Raw genomic sequence first — 25,337 nt, 5'->3', positions numbered from 1 at the left:
ACGGGTGCTCGGCGACTTGCAGCGCGACGTCTGTGAGTTTGAGCAATGCCCCTTCACTGCCGGCTCCCCACCGCCATCCGGCCCTTCAAGCACCGCCCGCATCGGATGAAACCGGAGTGCCCGAGGCAGTCCTAGGCGCCCGTGCCGGGGCCGTGCGGTGGCCAGTCGGGGGCCGGGTCGTGGGCGAGCAGGGGGCGGAGGGCGCCGAGGACCGCGCCGACGCAGACGTCGCGCAGTTGGACGCGGGTGCAGGTCTCGTGGGTGAGCCAGTCGACGCAGAGGACCTGGACGAAGACGAGCCAGCTCTTCAGGACGCCCGACACGGCCTCGCGTGCGCTCTCGTCCGCGAGCGGGAGTACGGCCAGCAGCCGCTCCCGGAGCGCGTCCAGCTCGTTCGTCATGATCGTCTGGATCACCGGGTCGCCCGCGAGGACCCGGTTCGCGGCGAGAACGGCGTTGCGGTTCGCCACGAAGTAGTCGAGATGGACGTCCATCCCCTGGATCAGCTGCTCCACCAGTGAGTCGGCGGGGTCGAACCGTGTCTCGACGAGCAGTTGGTCCGCCGCCTGCTGGTACACGGCCGCGAAGAGGGCGTGCTTGCTGGGGAAGTGACGGTAGAGCAGGGCCCTGGAGACACCGGCCTCTTCGGCGACGTCTTCCATCAGCACGTCGGCGTAGGGGTGCGCGGCGAAGAGCCGTGCGCCGACGGTGAGGAGCTGGGCGCGGCGGTCGGCCGGGGTGAGTCGTTTGCGGGGAGGCACGGACGAAGCCTAGTTGACATTCATCTACTAGCACATCCATCGTAGTAGACACACGTCAACTAAGCACTGCCGACACGGCTTTGGAGGGACCATGGCCAGGGTTCTGCGCGCACTCACCCAACTGATGGGCTGGGCCTGCGTGATGATCGGCCTGTTCCATGTGGCACTCGGCAACGCGGCGATCCCGGGCGCCGGTTCCGCCGGCCCGACGGTCGACAGCTGGGGCCGGTTCATGGGGGCCAGTTTCGCCGGCTACGGACTGGCCTGGCTCTGGGCCGCACGGCAGCGTCCGATCCCGGCTCGGGCGGTGCGGTGGCTGGCCGGAGTGTTCCTGCTGGGCGGCGTGGGCCGACTGCTCTCGCTCGCCGTGCACGGCCGGCCACATGGGTTCCAGATCGCGCTGACGGTGATCGAGCTCGTTCTGCCGCCGTTCCTCTTCTGGCTGGCCGATGCGGAGGAGCGGGCGGCGGAGCAGACGACGGAGGGGCCGGACGGCCGCACCATGTCGGCGGGACGTCGGTGAGCCGTAGGTGATGTGTCGGCGGCCGTTGGAACCGTGGGGGTCGAGGTGCCGGCGGAGCAGCCGCGGGCGCCTTCTCCAACGAGGGAGCCCCATCGCCGTGTTGTCCATGTCCTCCACCCCGCCCTGGGATGTCCGTCAGCTGCCGCGTGCGGACGACAGCGTCTTTCTGGTCACCGGTGGCAACGCCGGTATCGGGTACTTCGTCGCGGAGCAGTTGTCGGCGACCGGAGCCACCGTCGTACTCGGCAGCCGGAGTCCCGCCAAGGCCGGGGCCGCCATGGCCTCGATCCAGGCGCGTGTCCCCGGCGCGCGGGTGCGGGCCGTGCACCTGGACCTCGCCGATCTCTCGTCTCTCGAGGCGGTGGTGGAATCAATGGAGGTGGAACGGCTGGACGCGGTGGTGCACAACGCCGGGGTCGCGCTCGACAAGCCGCCGCGCAGGGAGACCGGGGACGCTCACGAGCTCATGTTCGGCACGAACCACCTCGGGCACTTCGCGTTGACCCGGTGGCTGATGCCGCTGCTGTCCGCCGCGCCCGCGGCCCGGGTGGTGACCATGGGCAGCTTCGCGGCGAAGTCCGAGCGGCTCGACCTGGACGACCTGCAGTCCCGGAAGGACTACCGGCCCAAGCGCTCCTACGGACGCTCCAAGCTGGCACAGATGTACTTCGGCGTCGAACTCGACCGCCGCCTGCGCGCTGTCGGCAGCACGGTGGCGAGTGTGGTGGTCCATCCGGGCGGCGCGCTGGACTCCCTCACCCCGTCACGGCCGCCGGTCCATGTGCGATCTGCCGGCGCACGGCTCGGCACGGCACCCGCGGCCCTCCTCCTCCAGGGCAAGCACGCCGGCGCACGGCCCGCGGTCCGAGCGGTGCTCGACCCGGCCGTGCGGGGCGGCGAGCTGTGGGGACCCCGTGTCTTCGGCCTGCGCGGCGATCCCCGCCGTGAACCGGTGTGGAACCACCTCGCCGACGCATCCGTCGCGGCGCGGTTGTGGGACGCGAGCTGTGATCTGACCGGCGTCGGCCTCGGCACCGTCACCGGCTAGCTCCGTTCGAGGGGCCGGCCTCGGGCAGGCTCAGTACGACGGCGCCGCACAGCTGCCTGGCTGTAGCGCGATCGGATGAATGGACCGGCCCTGCCGAATGCGCGTGATGCCGCCCGAGCAGATAGGCGGGGAGCGCTCGGAAGGGACCGATGACCGTGCCGTCCACGTCTGCTGAGACCGCCGGGGTGCCCGAAGCACCCGGTGCCTGGCCGTTGCTCGGTCATGCCCCCCGCCTTCTGCGTGACCGATTGGCCTTCCTCCAGGACACGCGCGGGTATGGCGATCTCGTCGCCATCCGTATCGGACCGCGGCGCGCCTATGTCGTCAACGGCTTGGAGCTGGTCCGCGACGTCCTCACCCGTCGCTCGTCGCAGTTCCAGCTCAGCCCGCAGTTCCAGCTGATGCGGCGCATCATCGGCAATGGGCTGCTGGTGACCGACGGTGCCTTCCACCGCAGACAGCGTCGTCTTGTGCTGCCCGCCTTTCACCGGGAGCACGTGCGCGGATACGCGTCCGTGATGGCTTCCCTCGCGCAGAACCGGTTCGACGGCTGGCGCGAGGGCGTGCTGCCCGCGCTCGACGAGGAGTTCGGATCGCTGGCGGCCGAGGTCGTTGCCCGGTGCCTCTTCTCCTCCGACTGCGATCAGCGCACCGCGGACCGGATCGCCGAGGACCTGCCCCACCTGATGACCTGGGTGGGCAGTCGCGGCCTCGACCCCAGCGGCCTGCTCGCCAGGCTGCCCACACCCGTCAACCGGCGCTTTCGCACCAGCAATACCCGCCTGCACGGCACCGTCCGGCGCATCATCGCCGAGCGCCGCACGAGCGGTGTGGACGGGGAGGACCTGCTGGCGATGCTCCTGCGGGCGACCGACGCGGAGACCGGGCAGGCCATGTCCGACCAGCAGGTACACGACGAGGCGATGACCGTGCTCGCCGCCGGCACGGACACCGTGTCCCACACCCTGTCCTGGTGCGCCTATCTGCTCGCGCGGCATCCCGCTGTTCAACGGGCGATGCGGGCGGAGATGGACCAGGTACTGGCGGGCCGGGCCCCCTGCCATGCCGACATGGAACGGCTTCCCTACACGCGCATGGTCATCAGCGAGGTACTACGGCTCTATCCCGCCGGGTACCTCGTCTCCCGGGCCGCCACGACAGACACCACCGTCGGATCCCACCCCATTGCCGCCGGCAGCATGCTCCTCATCTCCTACTACGCCTTGCAGCGTGCTCCCGAGCACTTCCCCGACCCGGACGCCTTCCGGCCCGAACGGTGGTCACCGGACCGCACCGCTGAGCGCGATGTGCCGACTCCCGGGTTTCTACCCTTCGGCCTCGGCCCGCACGGATGCATCGGCGAAGGGTTCGCCTGGACTCAGATGACCATGGTTCTCGCGGCTCTGCTGACGCACTGGGAACTGCTTCCGGTGTCGCCTCGTCCGGTCGATCCCGTGCCCACCTTCACCCTCACCACCGGCACATTGCCCATGAGGATCAGACGCAGGCGCGCGACCCCACCTATGGCATCACCCGGGTGGCTGTCGTCGCGGTAGACGGCGGTGTCGGCCACGGCCACGGGGCAGATGCCCGTGCGAGGGGCGCAGAGCCAGGGGGCGGGGTCGATGACCGTGGTGGCCGTGGTGGATGCGGCGGCACGGAGGGCGGTACCGCGGGCCGCGTCGCGGATCGCGTCCGGCAGGCGGTGGGCGCAGGCGCGAAGTTGCAGGGAGTTCCTGGCGGCGCAGTCGATCGGGTCGCCCTTGGGCCATGGGGTGTCGAGCAGGGCGGCGACCCGGACGCCGGAGCTGCCCAGGGTGCGGAAGATGTGCTCGAAGCCGGTGGTCCACTGGTGGAGGGGATCGCCGGCGGGGCGGGCCGGGTCTCCGGCGTCCGAGGAGGAGACGACGACCAGGGCGGGGCGGAGGGTCCTGATCCTCGCCAGGGCGTTGGAGCGCCAGGTGTCGCAGGCCGTGTACGGCTTGTGGCCGCTGGTGATGGTCACGTCGGCGACCTTGTGGGAGGCCTTCGTCAGCGAGACCCGCTTCCAGCCTCGTGCGGGTCGCGAGCCGCTGCAGGCCCGGGAGCCACTGGGCCGCGTGGGAGTCGCCGAAGAGGACGACCGTACGGGAGGTCGAGTGGTGGGTCCTCAGAGGTCGCTCGGCAGGCCGAGGCCCGTCAGCGCGCCCACCGGGTCCAGGTCGGGGGTGCCTCTCGGCCACCAGTCGTCGTGGCCCGGCTCGGACTCGTAGGCGTACCACAGGCCGTCGCGGCCCAGGCGGAGCTGGACATGGCCGTGGGGGTGGGTGAGGTGGTTGCGGCCGGGGCGGAAGGCGGGCAGGTCGGCGGCGAGGAGGAGCGGGCGGGCCCGGTCGAACCGGCCGGCCGGCGGGTCCCACGGCTCCTCCAGTACGGCGAGGCCTTCCGGTCCGCCCTGACGCCAGGCGGCGACCGCGCGGGCCAGCTCGGACGGTGTGCGGCCCGCCGCGGAGGCGAGGGAGGAGTAGAGCGCACGGGTGCCCGCGGTGAGTCCCGAGCCGGGGCGGGCCGCGGCCAGGCGGACCGCGTCCTGCCAGAGGGTCAGCTGCCCGACCGGGTCACGGCCGGTGGCGAGCAGGGCGTGCGCCCGGGCGGCGGCGTCCGTGGCCAGTTGGTCCAGCGCGAAGGGGTCCGGGCCGCCGGGGGACGCCGGGTAGGCCGGGGGCTGCTCGGGATGCGCGGGCGTGGGCAGCGGCATCGGCAGGGGCGGGAGGGCACGTGGCGTGAAGGTGTCAGCGGCTCGCACGCCGGCGAGGGGCTCCGGTTCCTTGTCCTGGGCGGCACGCGCCGCGCGGGTGGCGCTCAGCCGGGACAGCGCGTCGAGCAGGTCCCGCTCGCCCCGGCCGCGCAGCAGGAGCAGGACGAAGGGGTCGGCGTCGAGCAGCCGGGCGGTCTGGTAGCAGAGGGCGGCGGCGTGCTTGCAGGGGTGGCCCCGGTCGGGGCAACTGCATTGCGGTTCCAGGTCGCCGGGGCCCGGCAGCAGGGGCACGCCGCAGTCCGCGAGGGAGTGGGGCATCTCCTTGTCGAGGAGCGCCGCGATATGCCCGGGCCGGTCGACGGCGGCGTCCAGGAACCGCTCCCAGTCGGCGTCGTCGAGCGTGCGCAGCCGCACCTGCACGCGGTACGGGCGCGGGCGGCTGCCCTGTACGTAGGCCAGCACCAGTCCGGGCGTCACGGTGATGGCGTCGACATTCCCCTGCCCCGCGTATCCGCGCCCGCGCTCCAGTCGCTTGGCGTCCAGCGCGCCCTGCTCCAGCGCGGCGACCCACGCGTTTCCCCACCAGCTCTCGGCGAATCCCTTGCCGTCGGGCTCCCGGGGCGGGAAGGCCGGGAAGGTACGGCGGAGTTCGCTGTCCCGGCTGGGGGCGGCCATGGAGCGGGGCTTGTGGGGGGTCGTGGTGGTGTGAGGGGGTGCCGCTTTTCCGGGGGTTGGGGGCGTGGTGGGCCAGGGGTTGGAGGTCGCGGGGTGGTCGGGAGTCGGTGTGCCAGGGGTCGGCGGGGCAGGGGTCGACGTGCTGGAGTTCGCCAGGCCGGGGGTCGCCGGCCCGGGGGTCGCCGGGCTGTGCGGCGCGTCGGCCCTGAGGTGGGGCGAGCGCCCGGGGTCCGGTTCGTCGGACTCCTCGGCCTCCGCGTCCGGCTCGTCCGCCTCCGGAGGCATCCGGAAGAGGTCGCCCAGCAGCTGCCGTACGTCACGCGCTCCCCCGCCGACGGTGTGCTCGCGCGCCGCCCCCCGCCCAGGCCCCGGCCTCTCGTGCGCGGCGCCCTGCCGGGCAGCCCGGCGCCTGCGCCCGATCGCTTCGCGCGCGGTCTCTTCCCGCGCCCGCCGCGCGTCGTCCCGAGCCGCGCGCAGCGCCTCACGCGCGACGTCCCCCGCGCGCGGGCCGGGCTGCTCGGTGGCGCCGCCGGGAGCATCGTCAAGGGTGTCTCGGCTCGGCACGTCGGCGGGCGCGCTCCTGCCCTCGCCCTCGGACGGCCCGCCGGACGGAGCCGCTGTCGGGCCACTGCCGCCGTCGTCGCCGTCGGTGCTTCCGCTGTGGTCCCCGCTGCTGTCACGGTGGCGCGACGAGCCGCCCGGCACCTCAGTCTCTGTGTCATCGGCCGCACGCACGTCACCCGGGGAGCCCGCCTCGCCCCCGTCTGCCCCGCGGCGCTCGGACACCGCCCTGCGCAGTGCCTCGCGGGCCGCGTCTCCCGGTCGGGCGGTCTCCTGGTCGGCGGGTGACGGGGCGGGGGAAGGCGCCGGACGGGAAGCCGATGCCGGGTCCGGGTCCCGGGTCGCCTTCTCCCGGGCCGCCCGCAGGGCCCGGCGGGCCTCCTCGGCCCCGCTGTGGGTCATGGCGTCCTCCGCAGGGAGACCAGGTCGGACAGCTCGCGGTCCGTCAGTTCGGTGAGGGCCGACTCGCCGGAGCCCAGGATGGCGTCGGCCAGGGCGCGCTTGGCCTGAAGCATCTCGGCGATACGGTCCTCGACGGTGCCCTCCGTGATGAGGCGGTGGACCTGGACGGGCTGGGTCTGGCCGATGCGGTAGGCGCGGTCGGTGGCCTGCTCCTCGACGGCCGGGTTCCACCAGCGGTCGAAGTGGACGACATGGCCCGCGCGGGTGAGGTTGAGGCCGGTGCCCGCGGCCTTCAGGGAGAGGACCAGGACGGGGGTCGAGCCGGCCTGGAAACGGTCCACCATGCGCTCCCGCTCCGGGACCGGGGTGCCGCCGTGGAGGAGGTCGACCGGGACCGCCCGGGTGGCCAGGTGAGCGGTGATCAGACGGGCCATGCCCACGTACTGGGTGAAGACGAGCGCGGAGCCGTCCTCGGCGAGCAGCGTGTCCAACAGCTCGTCCAGCAGGGCGAGTTTGCCGGAGCGGCCGGCGAACCGGTCGCCGCCGGGCCGGGCGTGCTCCGGCGCCTGCTCTTCCTTCAGATACAACGCGGGGTGGTTGCAGATCTGCTTCAGGGAGGTCAGGAGCTTCAGCACCAGGCCCCGGCGGGCCATGCCGTCGGAGGTCTCGATGGCGAGCATCGACTCGCGGACCACCGCCTCGTACAGCGCGGCCTGTTCACGGGTGAGCGGGACCGGGTGGTCGGTCTCCGTCTTGGGCGGCAGCTCGGGGACGATGCCCGGGTCGGACTTCTTCCGGCGCAGGAGGAAGGGGCGGACCAGGCGGGCCAGGCGCTCCACCGCCTGCTCGTCCTCGCCGGTCTCCACGGCCCGGGCGTGCCGGGCGCGGAAGGACTTCAGCGGGCCGAGGAGGCCCGGGGTCGTCCAGTCGAGCAGCGCCCACAGCTCCGACAGGTTGTTCTCGACGGGCGTGCCGGTCAGGGCGACCCGCGCGGGGGACGGGATCGTGCGCAGCGCCTTGGCCGTGGCCGAGTAGGGGTTCTTGACGTGCTGCGCCTCGTCGGCGACGACCATGCCCCAGGCCCGCTCGGCCAGGGCGGGGGCCGCCGAGCGCATGGTGCCGTAGGTGGTGAGGACGAAACCGCCGTCCAGGCCGGTCAGGCTGCGGTCCGGGCCGTGGAAGCGGCGGACGGGGACGCCGGGCGCGAAGCGGGTGATCTCCCGCTGCCAGTTGCCCAGCAGCGAGGCCGGGCAGACCACCAGGGTCGGCTCGCTGCGGGCCCGCTTGAGGTGCAGGGCGATGAGGGTGACGGTCTTGCCGAGGCCCATGTCGTCGGCGAGGCAGCCGCCGAGGCCCAGGGAGGTCATCAGCTCGAGCCAGGCCAGGCCCCGGAGCTGGTAGTCGCGGAGGGTGGCGTGCAGGCCCGGCGGCGGTTCGGCCGGGCGGATGCCCGCGGTCAGGCGGTCGCGCAGGCCGGCCAGCGCGCCGACCGGGACGGCCTCGACCGTCTCGCCGTCCACGTCGGCCGTGCCGGTGAGGGCGACGGACAGCGCGTCGACCGGGTCGAGCAGGCCCAGGTCCCGTTTGCGGGCCTTGCGGACCAGGGCCGGGTCGACCAGCACCCACTGGTCGCGCAGCCGGACGACCGGGCGGTGGGCCTCGGCGAGGGCGTCCATCTCGCTGTCGGTGAGCGGGTCGCCGGCGAGCGCCAGCTGCCAGCTGAACCGGAGCAGGTCCTCGCTCTCGAAGAAGCCGGTGCCGTCCTTCGCCGAGCCGGGGGCCGGGTGGACCACCGCCGTGGCGGACAGGTCCTGGGCCAGGTCCCTCGGCCAGTGCACGGCCACCCCGGCCGCGGCGAGCCTGGTGGCCGCGACACCGAGCAGGTCGTTCAGCTCCTCCTCCGTCAGCGCCAGCACGTCGGGCACGTCCTGGTCGGAGAGCCGGTCGAGCGGGGGCCATACCCGGGCCGCCCGGCGGACCGCGAGGGCCGCGTCCACGCGTGCGCGGGGACCGAAGGCGTCGTCGGCCCCGCCCGCCCACAGGGCCGCGGCGTCGGCCACGAGGGTGGGATCCGCGAGGCTGTGCACCTGGACGATCGCCGCGCCGGCGCTGCGTGCACCGCCGGAGGAGTCGTCGAAGAGGTCGTACGCCGACAGGTCCAGGCGGAGCGAGATCCGCACTCCGGCGTCCATGCCGGCGGCGACCTCGGCGGCCCAGTCGTGGGCGTCGGGCAGGCGCTGGGCCTCGCGGGCCGCGAAGGGCCTGCCGGAGGTGTGGGGCGCGGCCGGGGTACGGGGCAGGGTGTCGGCGACCGCGTCCAGGAAGGCGCGCACCAGCGCTTCCGGTTCGGGGAGGCGGATCGGGCCCGGGCCGGGCAGCGGGACGGCGTGCCCCTCGTACGGCAGGGCGGCGGCCACCGCGCGCAGGTGCGCGATGTCGTCCGGGTCGAGAGGGCCGGCGCGCCACGCGTCGTGCCCGGCGGCGGTCAGGCCGGGCAGCAGCCGGCCGCGCGCGGTCAGCCGCAGGGCGTGCAGGGCGGCGGCGCCCCAGCAGGCGGTGGCCGGGTGGGCCGCGGGGTCGTGCCGGGCGCGCACCAGGAGCGGCAGGGCCGCGTCCAGCGGGAGGGACAGCGCCGGGGTGGTCCGCCGCCGGACCCCGGCGCCGTGCCGTCGTACGACGGTCAGCTCGGTGGGCGCGGCCTGCTCGGTGTCCTCCGCGTCCCCCGTGCGCAGGGGCTCGCCCTCGGGGTCCCAGAAGGCGATCCGCCCGTCGCGCGGGAGGGGCGCGGGCAGGAAGACGGCCGGGAGCCGGACCGGGACCGTCGGCTCCCCCGCCCGCTCGGCCACCGCGGCCGTGTCGCCCATACGTCCTGCCACCTCCCGTCCCGCGTGTCGGATCAGTCGTCTCCGACTCTACGGGCGGGGTCTGACAATCGGCCCCGGCGGCCGCACCGGCCCGCCGGGCTCCGGGTCAGGGCACGGTCCGGGAGACCACGAACACCCAGGGGTAGGCCGGGTTGGACATGTCCACGACGACATCGTGCGTGGGGGCCGGATTCTGCTGCCGGTTGACGACGCCCGACCACAGGCCGTTGTCGGCGAACTTCCAGCCGGTGACCTTACGGTCGCGGGCGCCGATGGTGACGTGGCCCTTCTTCAGGTCGTCCCGGGTCAGGCCGAGGCCCGTCAGATAGGCGTCCAGACCGGCCGCGTTGGTCTCGAACTGGGCGTACAGGCGGCTGGTCTTCCAGTTGTTGGTCTCGTAGTACGCCACGTGCCAGGCCGGGTGCGGGACGGGCACCTGGTAGATCCGGCGCTGGAGCTTGGAGGGCCAGCCCTCGGTGAGGCCGGTCGCCGAGTACTTCGCCTCCTTGTCCTTGCCGCTGTCCCGGCTCTGGTTGGCGGAGATCACCAGGTAGCCGGCCGGGATGCCGATGAGCAGCACGATGATCAGCAGGGTGAGCGCCCTGCGGCGGATCATGTGGCGGCGGCCCTCGACCGGGCGTTCCGGCTCGTCGGGCCACGGGCCCTGGTGGGGCAGCGAAGCGGTCACGGCGTCTCCTGGGTACTGCGGCGGGCCTGCGCGTACCGCTCGTAGCGCTCGTACCGCTCCACCCGGCGGCGCTTGGCGCGGCGGAAGCGGCGGGCGACCAGCCGGGCCAGGTCCGCGGCGCCGACCATGCCGGCCTCGGGGCCGAGCTGGGCCCGGGTGATACGGGCCTCGGGGCGGTAGCCGCGGCCCGTCAGATGCCGGCGGAAGGCGTCCCGCGCGGGGCCGATCAGCAGGTCGTCGGCGGCCGAGACACCGCCGCCGATCACGAAACAGGAGGGGTCGAGGGCGGCCGCGAGGTTGGCGATGCCGACGCCGAGCCACTGGCCGATGTCCTGGAGCAGCTCGATGCACATGGCGTCGCCCTCGCGGGCCAGCTCGGTGATCATCGGGCCGCTGATCTCGGAGATGTTGCCCTTGACGTGCTCGATGATCCCGTACGCCACCGGCGAGTCGGCGGCGGCCAGCTCGCGCGCCTCGCGGACCAGGGCGTTCCCGGAGCTGTACTGCTCCCAGCAGCCGCGGTTGCCGCACGGGCAGCGGTGTCCGCCGGGCACGACCTGCATATGGCCGAACTCTCCGGCGACGCCGTACTTGCCGCGCTTGACCTGGCCGTCCTCCAGGATCGCGCCGCCGATGCCGGTGCCCAGCGTGATCATGACGAGGTGGTCCTCGCCGCGGCCGGCGCCGAAGCGCCACTCGGCCCAGGCCGCGCTGTTGGCGTCGTTGTCGACCAGGACGGGCACGGCGAGCCGCTCGGCCAGGCGGTCGCGCAGCGGCTCGTTGCGCCATGACAGGTGGGGGGCGAACAGCACGCGGTTGCGGTCGGCGTCGACCCAGCCGGCCGCGCCGATGCCGACGGCGTGCACGTCGTGCCGGTCGGAGAGGTCCAGGACCAGTTCGGCGATGGTGTCCTCGACGACCTTGGGGCTCTTGGACTTGTCCGGGGTCTCCGTGCGGAGCTTCTCCAGGATGTTGCCGTCGGCGTCGACGACGCCCGCCATCACCTTCGTACCGCCGATGTCGATGCCGACCGTCGGCACGCGGGGTGCCGTCAGGTGTGAGCGGCGCTCCCGGGTGCCGACCGTGCGGAGCACGGTGGCACGGCGGGAGCCGATGGGGGCGGTGAAGTCGCGGTAGGTGCTCATCGGGCCCGATTCTGCCTCACGGTGGGGGTGTGTGCGGAGCGGGGCAGGGGCGGGGTGGTGCGGGTCATTGCCGGGTGCGGGTGGGGTGGGGGCTGAGCGCGCCCACGCGGCGGAGCCGCAAATCGACACAACCCCGCGCCCCCAAGAACCTAGGTCCGCACCAGGAGCTGGAACTCGAACGAATAGCGCGTCGGGCGGTAGGTATGTGTGCCGTATTCCACTGCTCGGCCCGTGTCGTCGAAAGTCACCCGCTGCATGGTCAGGAGCGGGGCCCCCGTCTCCTCGGCGAGTCGCTCCGCCTCCGGCGGTGTCGCCGCTCGGGCGCCGATGGACTGGCGGGCGCTGTGGAGGGTGATGCCGGCGGCTCGCATCAGGCGGTAGAGGCCGGTGGCCTCCAGTTGGCCGGTGTCGAGGTCGATGAGACCGGGGGGCAGGAAGTTGCAGAGGTAGGCCATGGGCTCGCCGTGGGCGAGTCGCAGGCGTTCCACGCGGTGGACGTCGCTGTCCTCGGCGACGCCGAGTGCGGCGGCGACCTCGGCGGAGGCGGGCTCGACTGTGTTGACCAGGACCTTCGTGGCCGGGCGCTGGCCCGCCGCCTCCAGGTCGTCGTAGAGGCTGCTGAGTTCCAGCGGGCGCTTGACCTGGCTGTGGACGACCTGGGTGCCCACGCCGCGGCGGCGTACGAGGAGGCCCTTGTCGACGAGCGACTGGATGGCCTGGCGGACGGTCGGCCGGGACAGGCCGAGCCGGGCCGCGAGTTCGATCTCGTTGCCCAGCAGGCTGCCGGGGGTCAGCGTGCCGTGCTCGATCGCTGCCTCCAGCTGCTGGGACAGCTGGAAGTACAACGGCACGGGAGAGCTGCGGTCCACGCTCAGCTCGAGCTGCACGGTCGGGTCCACTCCTGGTTTCGGCACGGGCCGAGCGTAGCTCCGTGCGTTGTTGACGGGAAGTTGTGTAGTCAGATTGTCCGGACATACAGATTGACAGGGGCGGGCTGTGCACGCACTTTGTTTCCATGCGCATCGGGGTCATCGGGACGGGCCGCATCGGCACGATCCACGCGAACACGCTCAGCCGGCACCGCGACGTCGGGTCCTTGATCCTCACGGACGCGGACCCCACACGGGCCCAGGATCTGGCGCACCGGCTGGGTGAGACGGCGGCGCCGGGCGTGGAGGAGATCTTCCGCTGGGGGGTCGACGCCGTGGTGATCACGACCAACACGTCCGCCCACGCCGAACTGATCGGTCGGGCAGCACGCTCGGGTCTGCCGGTGTTCTGCGAGAAACCCATCGCGCTGGATCTGCCGGGGACCCTGAGCGCGATCGCCGAGGTCGAGACGGTCGGGACGATCCTCCAGATGGGCTTCCAGCGCCGCTTCGACACGGGCTACACGGGCGCCCGCGAGGCCGTACGGTCCGGCAGGCTGGGGCGGCTGCACACCGTCCGGGCGCTGACCAGTGACCAGTCGCCGCCGGCCGCCGCGTGGCTGCCGCTGTCGGGCGGGCTGTACCGGGACACCCTGATCCACGACTTCGACGTCCTGCGCTGGGTGACGGGCCGGGAGGTGGCGGACGTGTACGCGGCCGGGTCCGACGCGGGGCCCGCGATGTTCCGCGAGGCCGGTGACGTCGACACCGCCGCCGCGCTCCTCACCCTCGACGACGGCATGCTCGCCACGATCACCGGCTCCCGGATGAACGGGGCCGGCTACGACGTGCGCATGGAGCTCGCCGGGGAGCTCGACCAGATCGTGGTCGGCCTGGACGACCGTACGCCGATCGCGTCCACCGAACCGACCGGGCCGCCGGCCGCCGACAAGCCCTGGACGGGCTTCCTGGAGCGCTTCGGCCCGGCCTACGAGGCGGAGCTGAACGCGTTCGTCGAGGTCGTCCGGGGCGAGCGGGCCAACCCCTGCGACGGGCGCGAGGCGCTGCAGGCCCTGCGCATCGCCGAGGCGTGCGAGCTGTCGCGCCGGGAGCGCAGGGCGGTGCGGCTGGCGGAGATCCCCGGCGGGGCCGCCCAGACGTTCGCGTGACGGCGGACCCGTACGAGGACGACCGGGTGCCGGGGGTCATTGCCCCTCGTGTTCCTCCCGCTCCCCCTCCCCCTCCTCCAGAAGCCCCGCGTCGTACGCCAGCAGCGCGATCTGCACCCGGTTGTTGAGGTCGAGCTTGGCCAGGACGCGGGAGACGTGGGTCTTGACGGTGGCGACGCTCATGAAGAGGCCGGTGGCGATCTCGGCGTTGGCAAGGCCCCGGCCGACCGCCACGGCGACCTCGCGCTCGCGGTCGTTGAGGACGGCCATGCGCGCACGCGCGCGTGCGCGGCGCGTGTCGGCGGCGGTGCCGGCCGCGTGCTGCATCAGCTGACGGGTGACGCTGGGCGACAGGACCGGGTCGCCGGCCGCGACCCGGCGCACCGCCGCGAGGATCTCGGTGGGCGGGGTGTCCTTGAGGACGAAACCGGCGGCGCCCACGCGCAGCGCCCGCAGCACCTGTTCGTCGGCGTGGAAGGTGGTGAGCACCACCACCTGCGGGGCGTCCTTGCGGGCGCGCAGCCGCTCCGTGGCCGTGAGACCGTCCACCGTCGGCATCCGGATGTCCATGAGCACGACGTCCGGGCGGGTGCGGTCGACGAGCGCCTCCACCTCACCGCCGTCGGCGGCCTCTCCGACGATCTCGATGTCGTCGGCGCCGCCCATCATGAAGGACAGTCCGGCCCGCACCAGCGGATCGTCGTCGACGAGGAGAAGTCTGATCGCAGTCATGGGCGTTACGTAATCACGGCCGCGGTCAGGCGCGCAGGGTCACGCCGTACAGGGTGCGCAGGCGGCGGATCTCCCACCAGACCACCGCCGTCACCGAGGCGGGGCCGCCGAGGACGGCGAGGGTCTGGATCACCGGCGGGCCGGGCGGCAGACCGCCCGCGACCAGGCTGATGACCGCGAACTCCCACACCAGGGTGCCGGTCAGCAGGGCGGGGAGCGCCGCGTGCACGGACGAGGTGTTGAAACCGGTGCGGATGGCCGGGCCGGTGGCGAAGCCGATGAAGAACAGGAGCCAGACCAAGGGCAGGGCCGCCGCGAGGATCAGCCAGGGAGTGGGTTCCGACACCCCGGCGGAGGGCGACCGGTTCCGGCCGAGCAGGATGATCGCCCCGCCGAGCAGCGGAAGGGCCGTCACGGCGCCGACGTACCACCCGGCCGACCGCAGGGCGGCCCGCACACCGGCGCGCATCGCCGACCGCCGCTCCGCCGACGCCCAGCGGAAGAGCACCGCGATCACGACGGGCGCGCTCAGGAGCAGCAGCGGCGGGGTGACCGCCAGCCGCATCATGTACTGCTCCTGGGCCTCGGTGACGTCCTCCGGTTTGCCGTAGACGACGAGCAGCATCAGGGACATGGCGGCCGCGGTCCAGGCCCGTACCTTCTGCACGCGCGTGACGTGCCGGTCGTCGACGGCCCGGTGTCCAAGCCGCGGGAAGAGCCGGTGGGCCCGGTTGCGGGCCGAGCGCGCGAACGAGTAGCCGACCACGAGCGGCAGGACCGCGAACCAGGTGCACGGGGCGAGCAGCACCAGCCACAGGCAGCCGGAGGTGTTCGACCGCCCCTGCCGCAACAGCTGGCGCAGCGAGGGCCATTCACCGGCGCGCAGAGGATGGGGAGACGGGTAGGGATACGGCTGTGGCTGCGGGTAGCCGTACGGTGCCGGGCCCGGCTGGGGCGGTACGTAGGGGCCGGTGGCCGGAGGCGGCGGGTACGGTCCCCCGGCCGGCGGACCGGGCGGCTGGTACGGGTTGGCGGGTCCCCCGAAACTCACGTGGTGTTCCTCCCGTTACTCGCGGTGCTGAAGGCGGCACAAACATCAGCCATCTCCGCGGTCAAGTCAACCGGCTTCGGCGCGAGGGGTCATGCTCGGGCGGACCTGGAAGGATCACCGTATGCGCACCGTGTACGCCCTGTTCGTGGGCATCGACGACTACCCCGGCGCGCCGCTGAGCGGCTGTGTCAACGACGTACGGGCGGCGGAGAACTGGCTGCGGGGCAGGACCGGTCCGCGACCTCGCGTCCGGACGCTGTTCGACGACCGGGCGACCCGGGCGGCGGTGCTCGCGGGCCTCGACGAGCACTTGGGGAGCAGCGGTCCGGGCGACACCGCGCTGCTGTGGTTCAGCGGGCACGGCAGCCAGAGCCCGACCGGCGACCCGGGCGAGGCCACCGGCTGGTCCCAGGCGCTGGTGTGCCACGACAGCCTCGTCCCGGGCGGGCAGCCGGTGCTTCAGGACACCGATCTCGGGGCGCGCCTGGACAGGATCGCCGCCCGGGGCACCCATGTCGTCGCGGTGCTGGACTGCTGCCACTCGGGCGGGGCGACACGGGAGTACGCGGACGGTGCGGCCGGTCCGGCCGGTGCGGCGGTCCGGGGCGTGCCCTGGCAGTCGTGGTGGTACACGGGGTCGCGCGAGAGCGGCGGGGCGGGGCCCGAGCGGGGCCGGCATGTCCTGCTGGCCGCGTGCCGTCCGCAGGAGTTGGCGCACGAGAAGGTCATCGACGGGCGGACGCAAGGCCTGTTCAGTCATGCGCTGCTGGGCGCGCTCGACGGTCTCGGTCCCACGACCACGTACGGCGAGGTGCACGCGCTCGCCCACGCGCGGGTGCGCTGCAGTGGCCATGTCCAGCATCCCGAGCTGCGCGGTCCGGAGGACGGGGGCTTCCTGTCCGGCGAGCCGGTGCCGGGCTCGCCGTTCCTGCTGCGGCACACGGCGTGGGGCTGGGAGGTCAACTGCGGCGCGGCGCACGGGCTGCGGTCAGCGGGCGCCGAGTTCACGCTGCCCAAGAGCGCAGGAGACGCCGGAGACGCCGGGGAGCGCACGGTCGTGGTCCGGGAGGTGCGGACCGAGTCGGCTCTGGTGGACCCGGTCGACTGGGAACCGACCGCCGAGGACACGCAGGTGGCGCACGCCGTCACCCCGTCGGCCATGGCGTTCCCGCCGGCCGTCGTGACGCTGTCCGGTGAGCCGGCCGCCGTACGTCTGGTCGCGGAGGCCGTCGCGGCGGTGCCCGCGCTGGCCTTGGAGCCGGACGGGCAACCTACGGCGGAAGGGGTTCTGCGCCTGCGCGTGGAAGCCGGTCGCGGCCGGGCCCGGGTGTCGGGCGGCGCCGGGCATCCCGTGCCCGACCTGCCGCTGGAGTCCCCCGCGGACGCGGCCGGCGTCACCGACTGCCTCGCCCACATCGCCCGCTGGCACCACATCCGGGACCTGGCCAATCCCGATCCGCTGCTGTCGTCGCTGGTACGGATCACCGTCGAGGAGACGCCGGTGGGCAGTCTGCGTCACTCGGCGGACGGCGAGATCGTCTGCGGCTACACGTCCGACGGCGGTGAACCGCAGGTGCGGGTCGGGATCCACAACTTCTCCGGACGTCAACTGTGGGCGGTGCTCCTTGACCTGACGGACGGCTACGCCTCGTCCCCGCACCTGTTCGAGGGCGAGTTCATCGGGGACGGCCGGGTCGGATGGGCCCGGCGCGGACAGCCCGTGTGGCTTCGGCTGCCGCCGGGCCGTTCGACGGTGCGGGGTGCCTCCACGCGGGACTGGCTGAAGGTGATCGTCGCGGAGGACGAGCTGAACCTCGCGCCCTTCCGGCTGCCCGCCTGGTCCGCCGCCACCCCCTCCGGCGCACGCCTCAGCCCGGCTCCGGCCGGCGCAGGCGGCCTGCTGCGGCTGATCGGGGCGAGCGTCAAGGACAACCGGGACGCGGGCGACCGGGAAGCGGGCGGCCCTGCATGGGGGGCGGCCCGGTGGGGGACGGCCCAGGTGGTGGTACGCACCGAGGTGTGAGGAGCCGTCACCAGCCGAGGTGGGTGAAGCCCGCCCACGCGGTCAGGTCGTCGCCGTCGATGTGCCGTACCCGGGCCCGCAGCCGGTCCGGCATGCCGGGCGGCGCCTCGCGGCGTTCGTTGAGCATCCACGACTGGGCGCTGCGCAGCGCCGCTCCGGGCGGCAGGCGCTCCTGGCTCATGAAGTGGTGGATCATGTACATCAGCAGGGACGTCGCCGCGTCGGGCACGGGCCACAGGGAGCCGACGACCGAGCGGGCGCCCGCGACGAGGAACGCGGTGGCCAGGCTGTACGCCTCGTCGTAGCCGTGCCCGGAGACATTGGTGCGGCAGGCGGCGAGGACGACCAGGTCGAGGCCGCGGTAGCGGGTCGCGCCCTCGGTCAGTTCCTCGGCGGCCAACCGCCCGTCGGACAGGGCGAGATAGGCGCTGTGCCGCTCGCCCTGGCGCACCACTCCGTGGCAGGCGAGGTGCAGCAGTCCGCCCTGCTGCCGGCGCAGCCAGTCGGTGACGGCGGCGGGCGTGGCGGCACCGGGGCCGAGCAGGTCGCCGTCGGGGTGGAAGACGCTGTGGACGGCCTCGGCCTCTTCACCGGCGTGGTGCAGGTCGCGGGTCGGATTGCCGACGACCAGGGTCTGGCGGGTGCCCGCGGCGGGGCGGGCGGCCACGTCGCACAGCAGCCGGGCGGAGGGCAAGTAGGAGATGTCCACCTCCTCGCAGGCGTATCCCCGCGACCTGCGCCGGCCACGCACGCGTGCCGCGTGCCAGGGCACGACGCCGAGGTCGCCCATGGGGACGAGCACCAGGGACGGCACCCGGCCGAAGCCGCGCGGGAGCCGGCTCAGCAGCGGTTCCATCACCGCCGTACCGGCCCAGGCGCACACCTGCTCCAGGGCGGCGCGGCTCGTGGCGGGGCTCGGTGCCGGTCCGGGCGGGGCGTCGTCCCCGGGCGGGCCGCCGGCGTCGCGGCCGGGGGTGCCGGTGGCGCGGTAGGCGGTGAGCGGGGGTGCGTCGAGGGTGAGGCCGGGCAGGTCGAGGGCGTCCGTGCTGCCGTCGGCCTTGACGATGACGGCCGCGCCGGAGCCGTGCTGCGGACCGAGGAGCCCGGGCACGTCCCCGTCGCCGGGCACCAGGTAGACCAGCGCGGTCGCGCCCATCGCGCGCAGCGCCGAGCCGATGTCCCCGGGTGAGGGCACGTCCAGCAGGCCGTGCTGCCGGGGGGGAGTCGGCCAGCGCCTCCAGGACCCGGCGGCGCAGCCGGCTGGAGGGCCCGGCGACCGCGGCCTGAGCCGCCATCAGCATCTCCTCCCCCGGCTCGGGCACGCTGCCCACGGCCTGCCACTCCCGCGCGAGTTCCGTGCGGTCCAGTTCCCTCAGCATGTCGGGCACGGTGGTGACCACGGTCGCCGCGTGCAGGACGAGGCCGCGCCCCGCGTCCAGGGCCCGTACGGCGTCGGCGTGGGCGCCGTCGGCCAGACACCAGCGCGCCACGTCGAGGGCCCGGCCGCCCGCCAGCCGGGCGGTCTGCGCGGCATGGGCCGTACCGGACTGGAGCAGGGAGCTCCAGGCCGCCGCGCGCAGGCAGTCCAGGCCGACGCGGCGGGAGGCCTCGTAGTTCAGGCGTCTCGTGCGGGCGTCGCGCGTGTACTCGTCGCCGCGCAGGCGGTACGCCCTGGCCAGCGACATGCCGGTGCCGCCCCACAGGGGGTGGTGCGGGCCGCCGGTGAGTTTCAGGGTGTGCCGCAGCCAGGCGATGCCCTGGTCCAGGTGGTGGAGGCGGTCGGCCGGAGGTGCGAAGTGGAGCCCGGCCATGGCGCAGTGGACCACTCCGAGCGAGCCCGTGGCCCGGTTCCATCGCTCGTCGTCCGGTTCGAGCAGATCCAGTGTGGCTTCCTGCAGTTCCATGGCCCGCAGCATTCCCTGGTAGTCCATCGCCGGCAGGGCGCGTGCTCCGGCCGCGAAGGCCGCCTCGGCCAGTTTGTCGGCCTGGGCGTTCCGTGGCAGCCCCGCGATCCGGCGGCGGATCTCGTCTGCGGGTGTCGCGGCGCCCGCCCCTTCGGCAGCGGGTTCGAAGCGTCCGGTGCGCCGTGCCCGCAGGAGGCTCAGGTGGCTCCGGGCGCCTTCCAGGTTCGATTCGAAGGCGAGCATGTCGACGTGTTCGGCTGGCAGTTCCCGCAAGGCCCGTTCGAGCACACGGATCTGCTCGGCCATGGCCTCCTCGTCGGCGCGGCGGGCGGCCTGGTGGACGCGGAACAGGGCGATCTGCGCGTTCAGGGCCAGCCGCTCGTCCGGCCGCAGTGGCGCGGTCTCCACGATGCGGGCCATGTCGTCGACGGCGGTGTCGAAGTCGTCCTCACCGCCGCCCAGTTGGGCCAGATAGGTCCGCAGGATGGCATGGGCGAAGTCGAGATTCTCACGGGTCCGGGTGCCGGACGGGAGCGCAGCCCGGGCCCGTTCGATCCGGGCGAGCGCTCCCTCGATCTGGGCGGGTTCGGTGAGGTGCCGCAGACCGAACGCGCTGTTCCTGACCACGACACCGGCCTGCCAGGTCTCGTCCGCCGGCCCGTGCGCCCGCACCTCGTGCCAGAGTTCGTCCTCGCGCACGGGGTCGAAGAGCGGTTGTTCGAACCGCAGGATCGGCAGCACGCTCAGCACATGTCCGGCCCGCAGCCCGGACATGACGGTGCCGCGGGGCAGCGCCGCCCAGTCCCCGTAGAGGCGGTCGTAGGCCTGCCGTGCCGTCGTACAGCCCAGCCGGTCCAGCACGAGCTGGGTCATCCCGGCCAGGTCCGCGCCGCTGACGACGCCGTTCGCCCGCTGCTCGATCTCCCACACCAGCGCCTGAAGGTCGTACGGAGTCGTCAACTCACATCCCCCGCTCCGGCGACCGCGGCGCGGTACGCGTCCGGCAGGGCTCCGGCACCCCGTTGAGCCACCGTTCCCCCTCGTCGATCGCGGGCTCCCTCTTGGACGGCACCTCCCCCAACACGGACGCGACCTCGAACTGCGGTGCACCAGGCGACATATGGCCATGATCCGCCGCCCGCCTCACCGGCCACAAGGGCCATGGGGCCCCGCCCGTCGGACGAGCCGGCCCGTCACGCCCAGGGCAGCCACGCCCGCACCTCGAACCCGCCCTCCGGCGTGTGCCCGTGCTCCAGGCGGCCGCCCGCCAGGGTCGCCCGTTCCGTCAGGCCGATCAGGCCCTGGCCGGAGCCGGGTACGGGGGGCACCTCGCCCTCGGGGGGCGGGTTGCGCACGGAGACGGTGAGGCCGTCGCCCGGTGCGGTGGTGACGGACACCGTGACCTCCGTGCCGGGCGCGTGCTTGCGGGCGTTGGTCAGGCCCTCCTGGGCGATGCGGTAGGCGGTGCGGCCGACGGAGGACGGGACGGCGGCGGGGTCGCCGACACACTGGTCCAGGGAGACTTTCATGCCGGCCTGGCGGGACTCGGCGACCAGCGTGTCCAGCGCCCCGAGGGTCGGCTGCGGCCTGCCCGTGTCGTCGGGCTCGTCCGCCCGCAGCACGCCGATGATCTCCCGCAGGTCCTGGAGGGCCTCGTGCGCGCTCTCCCGGATCACGCCCGCCGCCCGCGCGGTCTGCGCCGGAGGCGCGTCGGGCCGGAACTCCAGGGCCCCCGCGTGCACGCTGAGCAGTGTCAGCCGGTGGGCGAGCACATCGTGCATCTCCCGCGCGATGGCCTCGCGGGCGAGCCGCTGCGCCTGCTCGGCCCGCAGCCGCGCCTCCGTCTCGGCCCGCCGGGCACGGTCCCTGAGGCTCACCATCAACTGCCGCTTGGCCCGTACGAACATGCCCCAGCCGACGATCGCCACCGTGAGCAGCACGGCGAAGAGCACGCTCACCAGGTAGGCGATGTCCCCGTCGGGGCGCAGCCAGTAGAACAGCGGGATCAGCGCGACGTTGACGCCGCCCACCCAGGCCACGTACCGGAAGGGGCGGTGCACCGCGAGGGTGAACAGGGCGATCACGGCCGTACCGCCCGCGGTGTCCGAGACGAGGGTGACGGGAGTCAGCGCCACGGCGAGCCCCAGGGGCCAGCGGCGGCGCAGCCAGACCGTCGCGCAGGCCAGCGCGCCGATGACCTGGTCGACGACGGCCAGCCCTTCCGGGACATGCGGGTTCTTGACGAGGGCCTCCAGGGCGACCGTCCCCACCAGCACGGCGAGCAGGAAGCAGCAGAAGTCGACGGCCCAGTCGCGCGCGGTACGCCGGGGCCGCCGCCCGCCCCGTTCGGGGTCGGGGTCGAGTTCGTGCAGGAGGGCGGAGGGGATGAACCATCTGCGCCCGGTGAACAGCGAGGGTGTCTCCCCCGGCGGCACCGGGGCGGCCTGCCCCGCGTTGTCACCTCTCACGGTCGACAAATCTACGCAGCCCGGGCCCGCTCCACCGCCTCCTGGGAGAGATCGTCGACCAAAGTCGTCACACCGGAGACTTTCGACGGGGCCGACCGGGCCCGGACAGGGACTTCGGTTCCCGGATGTCCGCCCCGCGGCCGACGCGCGTGGGGGGTCCCCGGGGCGAGGCTCGTGGCATGAAGCAGGTACTGGAGATTCTCGGCTTCCTCGCCCTGGTCCAGGGCGTGGCGGGCCTGGTGCACGAGTTCACCGACTGGGACTGGGGGCTCGTGCAACGACTGGGGTTCCTTGACGGCTACGAGATCTACGCGAGCGTCACGCTGCTCGTGCTGGGTGTCGCCCTGTTCGCGGCGGCCGGGAGCCGGAAGTCCGTCTGAGCGTCCGGGCGGACTTCCGGCCGGTGTTCACCGAAGTGGCCGAACGGCTCAGCAGCCGTAGTCGACCAGGTCGAACGACTCGTAGTGGTCGGCCGTGTAGTAGTCCTCCTGGTTCTCCTCACCGGTGACGATGCGCCGCGCACCGCGGTTGGAGGAGCCGGGGGTCTCGACCGTGTACTCGTGGTAGTACCCGGTCGACTGCTGGGGCAGGACGCCCTCCCGGTTCTGGAAGACGGTGCCGTCCTGCTCGTACGGGTAGGGGCCGCCCTGCTCGATCAGGTCGAGCGTGTCGTGGGCCTGGGACGGCAGTTTGCTGTAGCAGATGTCACCGACGGCGGTGGGGGCCGCGTCGGCCGTGGTGGCGGAGACGGTCCCGCCGATGAGGAGAGCAGATACGAGGGCGGCTGCTGCGCCGAGCCGCGAGGTGTGTGGGGGGAAATTCATGCGCTCATGATGACGCGCGTAGACAGTGGCATGTCAATGTCAAGGGCGGAGATTTTCCCGTCAAGTCGGATGAGTTTGCGGGAAGTTAACCTCGGCTACGCGTCCTCCGGAAGTTTGTACTCCCCGTACTCCGGGCGGCCCGCCAGCTCGTACGTCTGCATCGAGACGCCCGCGCCGGAGACGCTCCCTCCCCGGTGCCGGAACGCGGTCGGTACGGCGCCCTCCGGGAACAGCCGGAACCCGGTGCCGAGCACGACCGGGAAGGTCAGCAGGTGGAGGGTGTCGACGAGGTCGAGCGACAGCAGGGAGCGGACGAGAGCGCCGCTGCCGTGCGTCTGGACCTCGCCGTCGGTGCGCTCCTTCAGGGCGGTGACCTCCTGGGCGAGGTCCCCGGAGAGCACGGTGGTGCCCGCCCAGCCGGGGTCCGTCAGCGTCGAGGAAGGGACGTACTTCGGCAGGGAGTTGAGCTTCGAGGCGACCGGATCGGCCGGGTCGGTCACCTTCGGCCAGTACGAGGAGAAGATGTCGTACGTACGGCGCCCGAGCAGGAAGGCCGCCGGGCGTGCGAAGACGTCGTTGACGAACCGGCCGAAGTCCTCGTCGGCGTACCAGAAGCTCCAGCCGCCGTGGGGGAAGTCCCCTCGGGTGTCCTCCTTCGGCCCGCCGGGAGCCTGGTAGACACCGTCGAGGGTGACGAAGAGGGTGGAGACGAGCTTGCCCATGGCGGGTGCCTTCCTGTCCGGAACGAAGAGGGTCCGTTGTCATGGGTTCAGACCCCTCAGGCACCCGCAACTCATCGCTGGGCCGTACGCCACGCGCGCGTGTCGCCCGGGACCTCGATGTCCGTTCGCCGCCAGCACCGCCGTCGGGCGGCGGCTGGGATGGAGACATGACTTCACAAGGAACTTCTCAGGCGACTTCGCGAGCGACTGCTCGGGAAACCCTGCACGGCAAGGTGGCTCTCGTGACCGGCGGGAGCCGTGGCATCGGCGCGGCGACGGCCCTGCGGCTGGCCCAGGAGGGCGCGGACGTGGCCGTCGGCTACGTGAACGGCAAGGAGGCGGCCGAAGAGGTCGTACGGGCCGTGGAGGCGCTGGGGCGCCGGTCGGTGGCGCTGCGGGCGGATGCGGCGGACGCCGCCGAGGCCGCCGGTGTGGTGGCCGCGGCGGCCGAGGCGCTGGGCGGCCTCGACATCCTGGTGAACAACGCGGGCGTGGGGGTTCTCGGGCCGTTGGAGACGCTGTCGCTCCCGGATGTGGACCGTGTCCTCGACGTCAACGTACGAGCGGTCTTCCTGGCCTCCCAGGCGGCTGCCGCGCGAATGCCGGAGGGCGGCCGGATCATCACCCTCGGCAGCTGCATGGCACAACGCGTGCCGGGCCCGGGCGGGACGCTCTACGCGATGAGCAAGGCCGCCCTGGCCGGTCTGACGAAGGCCCTGGCGAGGGAGCTGGGCGAGCGCGGGATCACCGCGAACCTCGTCCTGCCCGGCCCGATCGACACCGACATGAACCCGGCGGACGGGCCGTACGCGTCCGGCCAGGCCGCGATGACCGCGTTGGGCCGGTACGGAACGGCCGGTGAAGTGGCGTCCATGGTCGCCTATCTGGCCGGGGCGACGTATGTGACCGGTGCGGAGTTCTCGGTGGACGGCGGGCACGCGGCGTGAGGCCCCCAGGGCGCACGTGACGTACATGGGGCGCACCGGTGCTGTCAGGCCGGTGCGCCCCATGGGTCGGGGGCGGCTCAGCCGCCCAGCTCCTGGTGACGTGCCGCGAGACGCCTCGCGCCGTCTTCCGTCAGGGAGCCGAAAAGCCGCAGCCGGGAGATGCCGCCGTCCGGGAAGATGTCCACGCGCGCGTGCGTGCCGACGGCCGGCTCCGGGAGGACGAAGCGGTGGTTGGTGTCGGGCTGGAGGCGGGTGCGGGGCAGGATCTCGCGCCACTCGCCGTCCTCACCGTCCCTGACCGACACGGACGCCCAGCCGGCGCTGTTGCCCTTGAGGTAGGCGGTGTCGATCTCCAGGGCGCGGATCTGTGCCTGGGCGGCCAGCCGGTAGCGGATCCAGTCGTTGCCCTGGTCGCGGCGGCGCCGGGTCTCCCAGCCGTCGTCCATCTTGCGGGAGCGGCCGGGCTGGATGGTGTTGGAGGCGGGCGAGTAGAAGAGGTTGGAGGCGTCCTCCGCCCGGCCGCCGTTCTCCAGGGCGACGACATCGAAGGTGCCCAGCGTCTCCAGCCACGCGGGGTCCGGGACGACCTCGCCGTACACGCGCAGGCGGGCTATGCCGCCGTCGGGGTGCTGGTTCACCCGCAGGTGGGTGAAGCGCTGCTCGACCGCGACGGAGAAACCGTTCGCCGCGTGGCCGCCGACCGGGGTGCGCGGGACCAGGGTCGTCCACTTCACGTCGTCCCCGAGGAGTTCCTCGGGCGACGGGGAGCCCGGCACGGAGGTGCCCTCGACGGACACCGCCTGCGGGTAGTTGCCGCGGAAGTGGGCCGTGTCGACGACGATTCCGCGGATCACCCCGGGTGCGCCGAGACGCACCAGTGCCCAGTCGTGGTCCTCGGCCGTCGGCCACGGGTGCCCGGCGGAGGCACCGCGCCGCCGCCGCGTCTCCCAGCCGTCCATGATCTTGCCCTTGTGCCCGAAGTGCTCGGGGTCGAACTCGGCGGGCTCGGGCACCAGCAGGTTCTCGCGCTGGGCGAAGAACTCGTCGTTGGCGGCGAGGACACCGGCCCCGAGGCGCCGGTCGGCGAGGTTGGCGTACTGGGTGAAGGGGAAGTCGGCGGTGCGGTAGTCCGCGTACGGGTCGCCGCCTCCGTAGGGGTTCGAGTCGCCGGTGAAGCTGGGGATCGCCGTCACGGGATGGGTGCCTTTCGGGAGTCGGCCGGGG

Annotated in this window: 21 protein-coding genes and 1 pseudogene; 8 read left to right on the top strand and 14 right to left on the bottom strand. The window is 73.3% G+C overall.

Translation table 11 applies throughout. The features are described 5' to 3' along the window. Window positions 1-131: 131 nt before the first annotated feature. On the bottom strand, window positions 132-761 hold the full coding sequence (locus tag ACFT4A_RS19715) for a TetR/AcrR family transcriptional regulator (RefSeq protein ID WP_382831900.1): 630 nt from the start codon (window positions 759-761) through the stop codon (window positions 132-134). Window positions 762-852: 91 nt separating this feature from the next. Here ACFT4A_RS19715 and ACFT4A_RS19710 point away from each other — a divergent pair, with 91 nt between their 5' ends. From ACFT4A_RS19710 to ACFT4A_RS19700, 3 genes are all read left to right on the top strand, one after another. Then, window positions 853-1,284, top strand: coding sequence for a DUF4345 domain-containing protein (locus tag ACFT4A_RS19710; protein ID WP_382831898.1), 432 nt, complete (start codon window positions 853-855; stop codon window positions 1,282-1,284). A 106-nt stretch (window positions 1,285-1,390) separates the two neighbouring features. Next, entirely contained in the window at window positions 1,391-2,332 is a 942-nt protein-coding gene (locus ACFT4A_RS19705; RefSeq protein ID WP_382831896.1) for an SDR family NAD(P)-dependent oxidoreductase, read from the top strand. Window positions 2,333-2,481: 149 nt separating this feature from the next. Next, on the top strand, window positions 2,482-3,888 hold the full coding sequence (locus ACFT4A_RS19700) for a cytochrome P450 (protein ID WP_382831894.1): 1,407 nt from the start codon (window positions 2,482-2,484) through the stop codon (window positions 3,886-3,888). A 38-nt stretch (window positions 3,889-3,926) separates the two neighbouring features. On the opposite strand, the pseudogene ACFT4A_RS19695 reads toward ACFT4A_RS19700, so the two are convergent. The 6 genes and pseudogenes from ACFT4A_RS19695 to ACFT4A_RS19670 all read right to left on the bottom strand — a co-directional run. Then, window positions 3,927-4,337: pseudogene (locus ACFT4A_RS19695) on the bottom strand (acyltransferase); the annotation flags it as partial. Window positions 4,338-4,481: 144 nt separating this feature from the next. Next, window positions 4,482-6,707: an SWIM zinc finger family protein gene (locus tag ACFT4A_RS19690; protein ID WP_382831892.1), complete on the bottom strand. Its 2,226-nt coding sequence runs from the start codon at window positions 6,705-6,707 to the stop codon at window positions 4,482-4,484. Beyond that, a complete protein-coding gene (locus tag ACFT4A_RS19685; protein WP_382831891.1) occupies window positions 6,704-9,571 on the bottom strand; it encodes an SNF2-related protein in 2,868 nt (955 codons plus the stop codon). Before ACFT4A_RS19685 ends, ACFT4A_RS19690 begins: the two co-directional genes overlap by 4 nt. 106 nt (window positions 9,572-9,677) lie before the next feature. After that, window positions 9,678-10,259 (bottom strand): sugar kinase, encoded by a 582-nt coding sequence (locus ACFT4A_RS19680; RefSeq protein ID WP_382831889.1) that lies wholly within the window; start codon window positions 10,257-10,259, stop codon window positions 9,678-9,680. After that, window positions 10,256-11,404 carry an ROK family glucokinase gene (locus tag ACFT4A_RS19675; RefSeq protein ID WP_189721293.1) on the bottom strand — a complete coding sequence of 383 codons (1,149 nt, stop codon included), beginning with the start codon at window positions 11,402-11,404 and terminating at the stop codon, window positions 10,256-10,258. Before ACFT4A_RS19675 ends, ACFT4A_RS19680 begins: the two co-directional genes overlap by 4 nt. Before the next feature lie 149 nt (window positions 11,405-11,553). Continuing rightward, entirely contained in the window at window positions 11,554-12,291 is a 738-nt protein-coding gene (locus ACFT4A_RS19670) for a GntR family transcriptional regulator (RefSeq protein WP_382832082.1), read from the bottom strand. A gap of 128 nt (window positions 12,292-12,419) precedes the next feature. On the opposite strand from ACFT4A_RS19670, the gene ACFT4A_RS19665 reads away from it, so the two are divergent. Beyond that, the gene (locus ACFT4A_RS19665) at window positions 12,420-13,442 is read left to right on the top strand and encodes a Gfo/Idh/MocA family oxidoreductase (protein WP_382831887.1); all 1,023 of its coding nucleotides are present in this window, start codon (window positions 12,420-12,422) and stop codon (window positions 13,440-13,442) included. Between the two features lie 36 nt (window positions 13,443-13,478). On the opposite strand, the gene ACFT4A_RS19660 is transcribed toward ACFT4A_RS19665, so the two are convergent. Next, complete coding sequence (locus ACFT4A_RS19660; protein WP_382831885.1) at window positions 13,479-14,174, bottom strand: response regulator; 696 nt, start codon at window positions 14,172-14,174, stop codon at window positions 13,479-13,481. A 25-nt stretch (window positions 14,175-14,199) separates the two neighbouring features. Next, on the bottom strand, window positions 14,200-15,225 hold the full coding sequence (locus tag ACFT4A_RS19655) for a hypothetical protein (RefSeq protein ID WP_382831883.1): 1,026 nt from the start codon (window positions 15,223-15,225) through the stop codon (window positions 14,200-14,202). A gap of 121 nt (window positions 15,226-15,346) precedes the next feature. On the opposite strand from ACFT4A_RS19655, the gene ACFT4A_RS19650 reads away from it, so the two are divergent. Next, window positions 15,347-17,248 (top strand): caspase family protein, encoded by a 1,902-nt coding sequence (locus tag ACFT4A_RS19650; protein WP_382831881.1) that lies wholly within the window; start codon window positions 15,347-15,349, stop codon window positions 17,246-17,248. Between the two features lie 7 nt (window positions 17,249-17,255). Here the strand turns inward: ACFT4A_RS19650 and ACFT4A_RS19645 are convergent, their stop codons facing one another. Continuing rightward, window positions 17,256-18,443: a CHAT domain-containing protein gene (locus ACFT4A_RS19645; protein WP_382831880.1), complete on the bottom strand. Its 1,188-nt coding sequence runs from the start codon at window positions 18,441-18,443 to the stop codon at window positions 17,256-17,258. A 214-nt stretch (window positions 18,444-18,657) separates the two neighbouring features. Between ACFT4A_RS19645 and ACFT4A_RS19640 the strand changes: the two genes are divergently transcribed. After that, window positions 18,658-20,178 (top strand): hypothetical protein, encoded by a 1,521-nt coding sequence (locus ACFT4A_RS19640; protein WP_382831878.1) that lies wholly within the window; start codon window positions 18,658-18,660, stop codon window positions 20,176-20,178. A 167-nt stretch (window positions 20,179-20,345) separates the two neighbouring features. Here ACFT4A_RS19640 and ACFT4A_RS19635 read toward each other — a convergent pair whose 3' ends face one another. After that, entirely contained in the window at window positions 20,346-21,620 is a 1,275-nt protein-coding gene (locus ACFT4A_RS19635; RefSeq protein WP_382831876.1) for a histidine kinase, read from the bottom strand. 179 nt (window positions 21,621-21,799) lie between these two features. Between ACFT4A_RS19635 and ACFT4A_RS19630 the strand changes: the two genes are divergently transcribed. Then, window positions 21,800-22,000, top strand: coding sequence for a hypothetical protein (locus ACFT4A_RS19630; protein WP_215117650.1), 201 nt, complete (start codon window positions 21,800-21,802; stop codon window positions 21,998-22,000). 48 nt (window positions 22,001-22,048) lie between these two features. On the opposite strand, the gene ACFT4A_RS19625 is transcribed toward ACFT4A_RS19630, so the two are convergent. Beyond that, the gene (locus ACFT4A_RS19625; RefSeq protein ID WP_382831874.1) at window positions 22,049-22,444 is read right to left on the bottom strand and encodes a ribonuclease domain-containing protein; all 396 of its coding nucleotides are present in this window, start codon (window positions 22,442-22,444) and stop codon (window positions 22,049-22,051) included. A gap of 95 nt (window positions 22,445-22,539) precedes the next feature. Then, complete coding sequence (locus tag ACFT4A_RS19620; protein ID WP_382831872.1) at window positions 22,540-23,166, bottom strand: dihydrofolate reductase family protein; 627 nt, start codon at window positions 23,164-23,166, stop codon at window positions 22,540-22,542. 167 nt (window positions 23,167-23,333) lie between these two features. Here ACFT4A_RS19620 and ACFT4A_RS19615 point away from each other — a divergent pair, with 167 nt between their 5' ends. Then, window positions 23,334-24,113, top strand: coding sequence for an SDR family oxidoreductase (locus ACFT4A_RS19615; protein ID WP_382831870.1), 780 nt, complete (start codon window positions 23,334-23,336; stop codon window positions 24,111-24,113). 77 nt (window positions 24,114-24,190) lie between these two features. On the opposite strand, the gene alc is transcribed toward ACFT4A_RS19615, so the two are convergent. Beyond that, a complete protein-coding gene (gene alc / locus ACFT4A_RS19610; RefSeq protein ID WP_382831868.1) occupies window positions 24,191-25,306 on the bottom strand; it encodes an allantoicase in 1,116 nt (371 codons plus the stop codon). Window positions 25,307-25,337: the final 31 nt, after the last annotated feature.

Source organism: Streptomyces sp. NPDC057099, from assembly GCF_042671245.1.
GTDB classification, from domain to species: Bacteria; Actinomycetota; Actinomycetes; order Streptomycetales; family Streptomycetaceae; genus Streptomyces; species Streptomyces purpurascens.
This window is presented reverse-complemented; position numbering and strand designations above follow the sequence as displayed.